Below are 10,893 nucleotides of genomic sequence, written 5' to 3' on the forward strand. Positions count from 1 at the left end.
GTAGGAAGCGGGGTGGTGTGTCTTTACGAAGTGGAAGAAAGGTTGTATCGTGAGAAAGCCGTTGGTTGCCGGAAACTGGAAGATGAATCTGCTCGTCGCGGACGGCGTGAGGCTGGTCAATGAGTTGAAGCCGTTGGTGGCGGGAATCACGGGCGTGGATATCGTGGTATGCCCGACGTTTACGGCGTTGCAGGCCGTGGGTGAGGCGCTGAAAGGTTCGAACGTGGAACTGGGCGGCCAAAATTGTTATGTAAAGGAAAGCGGAGCCTTTACGGGTGAAATCTCGCCGCAGATGCTGAAAGACGTCGGCTGCTCCTGGACGATTATCGGCCACAGTGAACGGCGGCAGTATTTCGGCGAAAGCGACGCATTGTTGAATGAAAAAGTGAAATTTGCCTTGGCGTCGGGCCTCAAGGTCATGTTTTGCATCGGCGAGACCCTCGACGAACGCCAAGGCGGCAAGATGAACGACGTGCTGGCCCGCCAGGTCACCCAGGGTCTGGCCGGTTTGACCGAGGCCGATTTCGACCGGGTGTCGGTGGCCTATGAACCGGTCTGGGCCATCGGCACGGGCGTGACGGCCACCCCCGAACAAGCGCAGGAAGCGCACGCCTTCGTGCGTGGCTTGTTGAAGACGCAGTTCGGCGCGGCGGTCGCGGACAAGGTTCGCATCCAGTACGGCGGCAGCGTCAAGGCCGACAATGCCGCCGAGTTGATGGCCAAACCGGACGTGGACGGCGCGCTGGTCGGCGGCGCCGCGTTGAAGGCGGACGGGTTCGCGGCCATTGTGAAAGGCGCTCTGTAAACCCGGAACCGGGAAGGACAAAACGGCGATGTGGGATGTGATTTGGTGGATTTTGATAGTACCGTATGTGCTTAGTTGCATCGGGCTGATCGTCATCGTGCTCCTGCAAAAAGGCAAGGGGGTCGGATTTGCCGGCGCGTTTGGCGTCGGCGCGGGTTCCGAAACCGTTTTCGGGCCGCGCGCGAGCAAGAGCCTCCCGCAAAAACTGACTTACATCATGGCCGGGATTTTCATGACGTTGGCGTTGGTCATGTCCATCATCGTGGGGCGTATCGGCAAGGGATCGGCGCCTGAAAAACTGTCGGAAGACGCCTCGGCCATTACCGCGCCCGCCGACCAGGCCCTGACACCGGGCACGCTCGACGATTTGGGTAGTGCGCTCACAGACAATGCGCCTGTCGCGCCCTCGACATCCGTGACAGTGACGCCCGCGGAAGCACCCGCGGCTCCAGTGGAAGCGCCCGCGGCTCCGGCGGAAGAAGCGCCCGCGGCTCCAGTGGAAGCGCCCGTATCGCCTGCGGAAGCGCCCGCGGCTCCCTCGGAAGCGCCCGCGGCTCCGGCGACAAACTGATACGGAACAAGTGACGATTCGGCCCAAAGCATGCCGCTTTGGGCCGTTTGTTTGAACACGGGCAAGGTGTATGGACAAGATCCTGATTCGCGGCGGCAAACCACTCAAGGGAAGCGTGCAGGTGCGCGGCGCAAAGAATGCCGCCTTGCCCCTCATGGCCGCCGCAATCCTTGCAGACGGCCCATGCACGCTGCACAACGTCCCCTGTCTACACGACATTTTTTCGATGGACAAACTCCTCGCGAGCATGGGCATGTCCGTCGAATTTACCGGGCGTTACATGACGCTCGATGCCTCGACAATGAATTCCGTGACCGCGTCCTACGACCTTGTCCGCAAGATGCGCGCGTCGTTTTTCGTGCTGGGTCCGCTTCTGGGCAAATTCAGGAAAGCCCGCGTGTCGTTGCCCGGCGGCTGCGCCATCGGCACGCGCCCCGTGGATATTCACCTCAAGGGACTTGAGGCGCTCGGCGCCAAAATATGCATAGACGAGGGTTATGTCGTGGCTGAGGGCGAGTTGACGGGCGCGGATTTCGCGATGGACTTCCCCAGCGTCGGCGCGACCGAGAATATCATGATGGCCGCGTGCCGGGCCAAGGGTGTGACACGGTTGAGCAACGTCGCTCGGGAACCGGAAATTGCCGACCTCGCGCGGTTCCTCAACGCGATGGGCGCGCAGATTTCCGGCGCGGGCACGGATCTCATCACGATCGTCGGCGTTGACTCGCTCGGCGGCGCCGAACATGTGGTCATTGCCGACCGCATCGAGGCGGGCACGTTTTTGATTGCGGCGATGGCAACGGGCGGCGACGTGACCGTGCTCAACGCCAACGCGGATCATCTGCCGACATGCCTCACGAAACTGCGCGAGGCCGGCGGCGAGATTGAAGTGCATGGCGCGCGCATTCGCGTCAAGGCGCCGGAGCGGCCAAGGGCGATAGATATCATTACGCAGCCCTATCCGGGTTTCGCGACGGATTTGCAGGCGCAGGCGATGGCCATGCTGGCCATCGCCGACGGCGTCAGCGTCATTCGTGAAACCGTCTTCGAGAACCGCTTCATGCAAGTGGCCGAACTCGCCCGCATGGGCGCGCAGATCGATCTCGACGGCAACAGCGCCGTCGTGCGTGGCGTGCCCGCGCTGAGCGGGGCGCCCGTGATGGCGTCGGATCTGCGCGCCAGCGCCGCGCTGATTATCGCGGGGCTGGCCGCGAAAAAGGGCGAAACGGCCATTGCGCGCGTGTACCATATCGATCGCGGATACGAGCGCATCGAAGAACGGCTGGCGGGACTTGGCGCGGATATCGAGCGGGTACACGATTGAAAAATGGAGATATCAGGTGTTGATCGGACCGATCCGCCGGATCGGTCGGATCGGTTCGATCGCGGGCAAAAGGGCAAACGACAAATGACGACGCTTGAAATAACCGGCGACGCGGATTTCCAGCCCGTTGCCATGCGCGTGTGCGCCGGAAACGGCGTCGCGGGCGAATCGGACGGGGACAAACTCGAATCCGTCCGCGCCATCCTCGATGCCGTGCGAACGCGGGGCGACGAGGCCGTCGCCGAATTCACGGAACGTTTCGACGGCGTGCGGATTTCGCCGGACCGTTTTGAAGTCACGCCCGAAGAAATCGAACAAGCGTCGGCGCAAGTGGATCCGCTGCTGATGCAGTCGCTCGAACGCGCCCACGCGAACATTCGGGCCTATCACTCGAAACACTTGCGCGAATCCTGGGAGGAAACCGCGCCGGACGGAACTATTCTCGGCCAGCGTGTCGCGCCCATCGCGACGGCCGGCGTCTATGTGCCCGGCGGCAAGGCCTTCTATCCGTCGTCGGTGTTGATGAACATTGCGCCGGCGCGCGTCGCGGGCGTCGGGGAAATTCTGATGGTGTCGCCGCCTTCCCACCATGGCGGCATCCATCCCGTGGTGCTGGCGGCGGCAAAACTGGCCGGCGCTACGCGCATCTTCCGTGTCGGCGGCGCGCAGGCCATCGCCGCGCTGGCCTACGGAACCGAACATATCCCCGCCGTCTGTAAAATCACCGGCCCGGGCAACGCCTACGTGGCCTTGGCCAAACGCCTTGTCAACGGTATTTGCGACATTGACACGGAAGCCGGGCCTTCCGAAGTCGTCGTCATCGCCGACGATGCCGCGAACCCGGCGTTCGTCGCCGCGGAACTGTTGGCGCAGGCTGAACACGATGAAGAAGCGCGCGCCGTGCTGGTAACGCCGTCATGGGACTTGATCGCCCGGGTCGAAGAAGAAACCGCGAAGCAGGCTGCCGCCCTGCCGCGCAAGGCAATCATTGACCGATCGCTTGCCGGACAGGGATTCCTTGTGAAGGTGCGCGATCTCGACGAGGCGATCCGGCTGTCGAACTGGATCGCGCCGGAGCACTTGTCCATCCAGACGCGCGATCCCCGCGCCGTCCTGGACCGAATCACGAACGCCGGGGCCGTCATGCTTGGCGCCTACACGTCCGTCGCGATGGGAGACTATTTCGCGGGGCCGAACCACATCCTGCCGACGGGACGCCGCGCGCGGTACGCGTCGCCGCTCACGGCGGAAGATTTCAGAAAAGTCACGAGCATCATTTCCTATTCGTATGAGCGCCTGATGCGAGACGCCGCCGATATCCGCCGCTTGGCGGAGGCGGAACAGTTGACGGCGCACGCGAATGCCCTGGAGGTCCGGTTGTGAAATACCGACGAACGATCCTGGAGGGTGTTGAGGGATATGTGCCCGGCGAACAGCCGCGCATGCCCAACATCGTCAAACTCAACACGAACGAAAACCCTTATCCGCCGTCGCCGCGGGTTCTCGAAGCCGTGCGCGGCCTTTCCCCGGACGCCCTGCGCCGGTATCCCGATCCCCTTGCCGTCGAATTGCGCGCCGAATGCGCCAAACGCTATGGATACGACGGGCCGGATTGGGTCGTCGCCGGAAATGGCATGGATGAGTTGCTGGCGTTGGCGGTGCGAACCTTTGTCGATCCCGGAGACGCGATTCTTACCCCCTATCCGACGTATACGTTGTACGAGACGCTGGCCCTCCTGCACGGTGCGAAAGCCACGCTCGTGGATCTCGACGAATCGTTTCAATTGACGGAAGCATTCTTCAACACGGCTGCGCGCCTGTGCATCCTGCCGCGTCCCAACGCGCCGACCGGCGTGTGCGCCCCGCGCGAAGCCATCGAACGGCTCTGCCGGACCTTCGACGGAATCGTCGTCATTGACGAGGCCTACGTTGATTTTTCCGACGACAATTGCATGGATTTTCCGAAGCGTTTCGACAATGCCATCGTGATGCGGACTTTCTCAAAGTCGTTCAGTCTCGCCGGCATGCGCCTTGGAATCGCTGTCGCGCGACCGGAAATCATCGGCGAGTTTCTCAAAGTCAAGGATTCGTACAACCTCAACGCCGTGGCGCAGGCCGCCGGCCTTGCCGCCATGCGGGACTACGACCACATGACCGTCAACGCTGAAAAAGTCCGAAAGACCCGCGCGCGCGTCACGGCCACCCTGCGCGAAATGGGTTTCGCCGTGCCCGAATCCCAATCCAATTTCGTGATTGCCCAATGGGACGGGCAACCGTCCGCCCGGACGCTGTTCGAGGCGCTGCGTGAACGCGCGATCGTCGTGCGCTATTTCAAGGCCCGCCGCCTTGAAAACGCGATCCGCATCAGCATCGGCACGAATGAAGAGATGGATCTTCTCCTGGCCGCCCTGCGCGAGATCCTCTCTATCTGATGGTTGCCTTCCAGGATCGATCCCGCCGCAGGTGCGGGCGGTATGGCCCGTTTGCTATAATCGCATGCCGTGGCGGGGGTGGCTCCGCGTCCGGCCCAATACGGTTATTACGATGAAAAGGTTGGTGTTGTCATGGCAAAGAAGTTGATGGTGATTCCCGAAAAAGTCCGCAAGAGCGCGGTGTTGAAACTGGGGCAAATCCCCGTAAATACCTACAACAAGACGCTGAAGGAAGAATTGGCGTCGAACCCGGACATTACGCCCGCGTCGTGTATCCGCATTTTCCGCGACATGGCGCTGATCCGCGAGTTCGAGACGATGCTGGATCAGGTCAAGAAACTGGGCGCGTATGAGGGCATCGCCTGCAAGCACGCGGGGCCGGCGCATTTGTCGCTCGGACAAGAGGGCGCGGCGGTCGGCGAGGCGTTTTACCTGAAGGTTCAGGACCACATTTTCGGCAGCCACCGCAGCCACGGCGAAATCATCGCAAAGGGTCTGCGCGCCGTGCTGGAACTCAAGGGCGCCTCATTGCGTCCCATCATGGAGGGATACTTCGGCGGGGCCACGCTTCGGGTAATCGAACGGCACGATCCGAACTGGACGCCGCTTGTCGTGTCCGGCAAGGGCAAGTCGAAGAAGCCCGCATTTGCGTCCGACGAGGAAGAAGAACAGGGCATAGATTTCCTTCTTTACGGCCTGCTGGCGGAGATTTTGGGCCGCGAAAACGGATTCAACAAGGGCATGGGCGGCTCGATGCACGCGTTTTTCTGCCCGTTCGGCATCTATCCGAACAACGCGATTGTGGGCGGCAGCGCGGACATTGCCACGGGCGCGGCGCTTTACAAAAAGATCTTCAGTCCCGGCGGGATTGTCGTGGCGAACATCGGCGATGCCTCGATGGGTTGCGGGCCGGTGTGGGAAGCGCTCGCGTTTGCGACGATGGGACAATTCAACACTTTGTGGGATGAAGCGCACCGTGGCGGCATGCCGATTATTTTCAATTTCATGAACAATTTCTATGGCATGGGCGGACAGCCGATCGGCGAGACGATGGGATTCGATCATCTGGCGCGGGTCGGCGCGGCGCTCAACCCGGACAACATGCACGCGGAAACGGTGGATGGCAACAATCCGCTCGCGCTGGCGGATGCCTACAAGCGCAAATTGCAAATCCTCGCCGAAAAGCGCGGCCCCGTGTTGCTTGACGTGCAGTGCTATCGGCAGACCGGCCACTCGCCCAGCGATCAATCGTCGTATCGCGAACGCGAAGAAATTGAAATGTGGCGCAAGGTTGATCCGTTGCTCGAATTCAGCGCAAAACTGGTTGCGGCGGGCGTCGCATCGGAAGACGAATTGCAAGCCGTGCGCGATTATGCCAAGCGCAAAATCAGCAAAGCCTGCCGTCTCGTCGCGGACGATGCGATTTCGCCGCGCATGAAACTCGGCGCGCATACCGGGGTGGCCCTCTGCATGTTCTCCAATGTGCGCGAGGAAAAACTGCCCGGTCTCGCCCGCCCTGACGACGTCCGAATTCCGATGGACCAGATTCCCCGCGTCCAGCAAATCGCGAAAAAGTCCCGCAAGGGGATTGATGATAACGGCGCGGTGTTGAAAGGCGCGAAGGCCGTGACTTTCGGCGACGCCATCTTCGAGGCGATCGTCCATCATTTCTACAACGATTGGCGCGTGGTGGCCTATGGCGAGGAAAACCGCGACTGGGGCGGCGCGTTCGGCGTCTACCAAGGGCTGACCGAGGCGCTGCCCTATCATCGCCTGTTCAATTCCCCGATATCCGAAGGCGCCATCGTGGGCACGGCGGTTGGTTTCGCGCTTGAAGGCGGCCGTCCGATTGTTGAACTGATGTATTGCGACTTCATGGGCCGCGCCGGCGACGAGGTCTTCAACCAACTCGCGAAGTGGCAGGCGATGTCGGCGGGCTACTGCCGCATGCCGGTCGTGTTGCGCGTATCCGTCGGCAGCAAATACGGCGCGCAGCATTCGCAGGATTGGACCGCGCTCGCCGCGCACATTCCCGGCCTCAAGATCGCGTTCCCGGCCACGCCGTACGACGCAAAAGGCCTGATGGCGTCGGCGCTCATGGGCAACGATCCCGTCATTTTCTTCGAGAGCCAGCGCCTTTACAACCAGACCGAGGTTATCCGATCGGATGGCGTGCCCGCCGAATACTACACCGTTCCCTTGGGTGAGCCGTCGCTTGTCAAGGAAGGCCGCGACCTGACGATTCTGACCTTCGGCGCCACCCTGTATGTCGCGCAGGAAGCCGTCAAGCGATTTGAAAACGAATTCGGCATTTCCGTCGAACTGATTGACGGGCGTTGCCTTGTGCCCTTCGATCTCGAACCGCTGTGCGCTTCCGTCAAAAAGACGGGTAAACTGATTCTTGCCAGCGACGCCTGCGAACGTGGCAGTTACCTGTATACCATCGCCGGCCAGATCGGCCAAGTCGCGTTCGACGATCTCGATGCCCCGATTTGCGTGGTCGGCGCCCGGAACTGGATTGTTCCGCCCGCTGAAATGGAAACGGACTACTTTCCGCAACCCTCCTGGTTGCTCGATGCGTACCACACGCAAATCAAGCCGTTGCCCGGATATTCCCCCGTAACGGACCGATCGAACGACGAATTTATCAATTTGTCAAAATATGGAATCCTGTAAACACCCGAAAAGAGTGGTGAGTTGACGGCAGCACGGCAGCTATATTCCGCTACCGTAAACGAAGATGCCGCGCATAGACGATTACAGTCGTAAAAACGCGCCGTGTCTTGGCTCCAAGCTATGTTGTCTTTCTCAAAACGATCGCTGGCGGTGCTTTTAATTGCACAATCGGCGGTGGCCGTGGCGGCGATGTCCGTGGTGCTCCTCCATACCAATACGCTGGAAAACAACGGCCGGTGGAGAAATTCCAAGTCTTCGCTCGTGGCGGCCATGGCAGTCGACACATATCAGAAAACCGCACAAGCGCTGGCGCGCGGGCATTTGAACCTTGGCGCGTGGCATGGATTCCAAGAAATGATGTATTTCAAACCGGTCGCCATCGCCGAACTGGAATTTCGTCTTTTCCTGGAAACGGACGCATACGCAAGCCTTGTCTGTCATCAGAATGAAGAAGAGTCCTTCGGCATCCGTCTGAGTGCAAATCCCCGTTTTCCCTCGATAACTTTTCATGCAACCCGCGAAGGACAATTTCTAGAAAAAAAACCCGTTCCCATTCCTCCTCTATCCACGGGGAAATGGCATCGTGTGAACGTGCGGGCGTCGGGGAACGGCGTTCCGCTTTTGGCGATGGATGGTCAACCGGTTCAACTGGAGCAAATGCCGTGGAAGCCGTTCACCGCGCTGGGATTCCGGGGATGCCAGACAACGGCCCTTGTAGATGATGTTGTGGCGCATCAAACGGACGGAACCGTGATCCATGATTCGTTCGCCAATCGCCGTCATTGGCTTGCCTGCCTGATCGCGGGATTTGTCGCGGCCACATTGTTCAACCTGTTGATGCTGCCAATGATGAAACGCGCCCAGTTTCCGCCGCGACATCAGGTGATTGGGCTGGTGTTTCTTGACGTTCTGATCGTTGTTGTATTGGCATGCGTATTCACGATTGTCTATTTTTCCCAGCAAAACTATCCCCGGGAGGGGCATTTCTCCGAGGAAGTGGTGAACAGGGTCAGAAATGCCTGTGTTTGTATACTGAAGGAACGTGTCAGGGAATATGCGCCCGATCCGGGTCCAGGCGTTGTTCGGATCGTCTTCCTTGGCACTTCCCAAACGCGGGGAGCCGGCGCCGGAAAGCCGGAACATCGCTTTGTGGACCGCATCCAAAGGCAACTGGACGACGAGGCGCCGGCCGGTACGCGATACGAGTGCATCAATGCGGGTATAGGCGGCGGGGACTCCGAATTGCTCATCGAACTCTATCGCGATTTGCTTGTGCCGCTACGGCCAATGGTCCTGGTTGTCAATCTTGCCAACAACGATAAGGATGCGGGCGTATTGGCCGGCAATCTTCGTGAAATGATTGCCTTGAGCAGACAACACGGCATCAAAACCGTAATCTGCCTGGAGCCAAACACCATCGAACGCTGGCCGGGCGACATGCCTAATCACCCTGCCATGCGGGAAGTGGCCCGCGAATGTAACGTTCCCTGTCTGGATCTCCATGACTATCTCCGGCAGCATTACGACGACGGCTTTCTCTGGTGGGATTTTGTTCATCCGACATCCTTCGGACACAAATTGATAGCCGACGCCATCATGGACAAATTTCGTGCAAACGCTTTGCTTGAGCAGCAGGCCGAACAAAGCGTTTCGTTGCCCTGAGCCTGAAATGGTCTGGAATTGACCCCGACTTCCTCTTTATACTCATGCATGGCTTGTAAAACCTCTTGCCATATGTGGTGGGCGACTTCGCGGCCAATGGCATAGGGAGACCCTTTTATGTGTGCTGGATTCAGGTGTTCAATTACCGGGATCATGGGAGTTCTTGTCATGACTGGATGCGTCACACCGTTTCGTCCCGGCGCCCCAAAGGGCGCCATTGACGTCATCGCCCACCGCGGCGCGAGCGCCTATGCACCGGAAAACACCCTCGCCGCCTTCGCCCTTGCCAAGGAAATGAACGCGGACTGGTTCGAATTGGACTGCACGCTCAGTAGGGACGGGCATGTCGTCGTGATCCACGACGACACGCTCGACCGCACCACGAACGGCGAGGGCCCCGTCCGTGACCGGACCCTCGCTGAATTGAAACAACTCGACGCGGGCTCATGGAAAGATCCCCGGTTTGCCGGCGAACGCCTGCCCTTGCTTGTGGAGGCGCTCGAATTGGCCCGCGAACGCCGCATCGGCGTTTATATCGAAATCAAAAACGCGCAAGACGATTCGGCGCTCATGACGGACATCATGAAAATGGCCGGCGATCGAAAGCGAATGACACCGGAAATGAAACGCGCGATGCATCGCATGATCGAAAATAGCGGCACCCGGAATCTGGAACTTACGCGCAAGGTCGTCGCAATCGTTCGCGAACACCGCATGGCCCGCCAGGTCGTCATCCAATCCTTCTCGCCGATCGTCTGCGCCATCGCCCGCCACGAAGCCCCGCGCATCCGCGTCGAAATGCTGGCCCTCAAGGACAAGGACAATCCGCAACGCTGGCCGAGTTACCTGAAATGGCGAAACTGGCTTGATGTTGCCGGCTTCAACTCCAACCTCGATTCGCTCGACGAGGCCGGCGTCCGCCAATGCCGCGCCGAAGGCCGGACAGTCGCCATCTGGACCGTGGACGACCCGGACGTGATGCGCCGGATTGCCGCCTGGAACATCAACCGCATCATCACCAACAAACCCGATGTCTGCCTTCAAACCCTGCAAGAAATAGGAAAACGATAGCAGGCCCAAAAATCGCCGATTCTTGCCCCGGGGATCTATCAGGCCAAAACAAGGCGCCATTCAAATTCAAACAATTTTTTCCACGGGAAACAACGAAGCCCGTTCAAGCCGGTAGATTTTGAGAGGCAACGTCATCCCCCGACCGACATTCAGACGCGCCCGATCCGCCACTTCAACGAAATGCAGGTCCGCGGCCATCTTTTCGCATGTTTTCTGGCCTACCGCGTGATCTGGGAGTTGCGCCAACGTCTGGCGGCCGCTTGAGGAGCCCTATCCGTACCTTTGTAGTCACGTGCTTCAAGTTCTGCAAAAAGGGGCATGATGTACTCCGTTTCTAAGCCGCATCGAGGCA

General features: G+C 59.8%; 8 protein-coding genes. All 8 read left to right on the forward strand.

Features of this window, described 5'->3' with window-relative positions; genetic code table 11:
• The first annotated feature begins 49 nt into the window (after nt 1–49).
• The 8 genes from tpiA (at nt 50) to P5540_12045 (ending at nt 10,541) form a co-directional block, all read left to right on the forward strand.
• Nucleotides 50–805 carry a triose-phosphate isomerase gene (gene tpiA, locus P5540_12010; protein HRT65540.1) on the forward strand — a complete coding sequence of 252 codons (756 nt, stop codon included), beginning with the start codon at nt 50–52 and terminating at the stop codon, nt 803–805.
• 28 nt (nt 806–833) lie between these two features.
• On the forward strand, nt 834–1,376 hold the full coding sequence (secG, locus tag P5540_12015) for a preprotein translocase subunit SecG (protein ID HRT65541.1): 543 nt from the start codon (nt 834–836) through the stop codon (nt 1,374–1,376).
• A gap of 70 nt (nt 1,377–1,446) precedes the next feature.
• Entirely contained in the window at nt 1,447–2,700 is a 1,254-nt protein-coding gene (gene murA / locus P5540_12020) for a UDP-N-acetylglucosamine 1-carboxyvinyltransferase (protein ID HRT65542.1), read from the forward strand.
• Between the two features lie 3 nt (nt 2,701–2,703).
• On the forward strand, nt 2,704–4,083 hold the full coding sequence (gene hisD / locus P5540_12025; GenBank protein ID HRT65543.1) for a histidinol dehydrogenase: 1,380 nt from the start codon (nt 2,704–2,706) through the stop codon (nt 4,081–4,083).
• A complete protein-coding gene (hisC, locus tag P5540_12030) occupies nt 4,080–5,132 on the forward strand; it encodes a histidinol-phosphate transaminase (protein HRT65544.1) in 1,053 nt (350 codons plus the stop codon). Before hisD ends, hisC begins: the two co-directional genes overlap by 4 nt.
• Before the next feature lie 132 nt (nt 5,133–5,264).
• On the forward strand, nt 5,265–7,808 hold the full coding sequence (locus tag P5540_12035; GenBank protein ID HRT65545.1) for a thiamine pyrophosphate-dependent enzyme: 2,544 nt from the start codon (nt 5,265–5,267) through the stop codon (nt 7,806–7,808).
• A gap of 150 nt (nt 7,809–7,958) precedes the next feature.
• Entirely contained in the window at nt 7,959–9,470 is a 1,512-nt protein-coding gene (locus tag P5540_12040) for an SGNH/GDSL hydrolase family protein (protein ID HRT65546.1), read from the forward strand.
• A gap of 168 nt (nt 9,471–9,638) precedes the next feature.
• Entirely contained in the window at nt 9,639–10,541 is a 903-nt protein-coding gene (locus tag P5540_12045) for a glycerophosphodiester phosphodiesterase family protein (protein HRT65547.1), read from the forward strand.
• Nucleotides 10,542–10,893: the final 352 nt, after the last annotated feature.

It is taken from the genome of Candidatus Hydrogenedentota bacterium (assembly GCA_035450225.1).
Lineage (GTDB): Bacteria > Hydrogenedentota > Hydrogenedentia > Hydrogenedentales > SLHB01 > DSVR01.

What these genes read in the sequence shown, in the direction of transcription:
- P5540_12045 (HRT65547.1), top strand. Translation starts at nt 9,639, where the DNA reads ATGACTGGATGCGTCACACCGTTTCGTCCCGGCGCCCCAAAGGGCGCC.
- hisD (HRT65543.1), top strand. Translation starts at nt 2,704, where the DNA reads ATGGAGATATCAGGTGTTGATCGGACCGATCCGCCGGATCGGTCGGAT.
- secG (HRT65541.1), top strand. Translation starts at nt 834, where the DNA reads ATGTGGGATGTGATTTGGTGGATTTTGATAGTACCGTATGTGCTTAGT.
- murA (HRT65542.1), top strand. Translation starts at nt 1,447, where the DNA reads ATGGACAAGATCCTGATTCGCGGCGGCAAACCACTCAAGGGAAGCGTG.
- P5540_12035 (HRT65545.1), top strand. Translation starts at nt 5,265, where the DNA reads ATGGCAAAGAAGTTGATGGTGATTCCCGAAAAAGTCCGCAAGAGCGCG.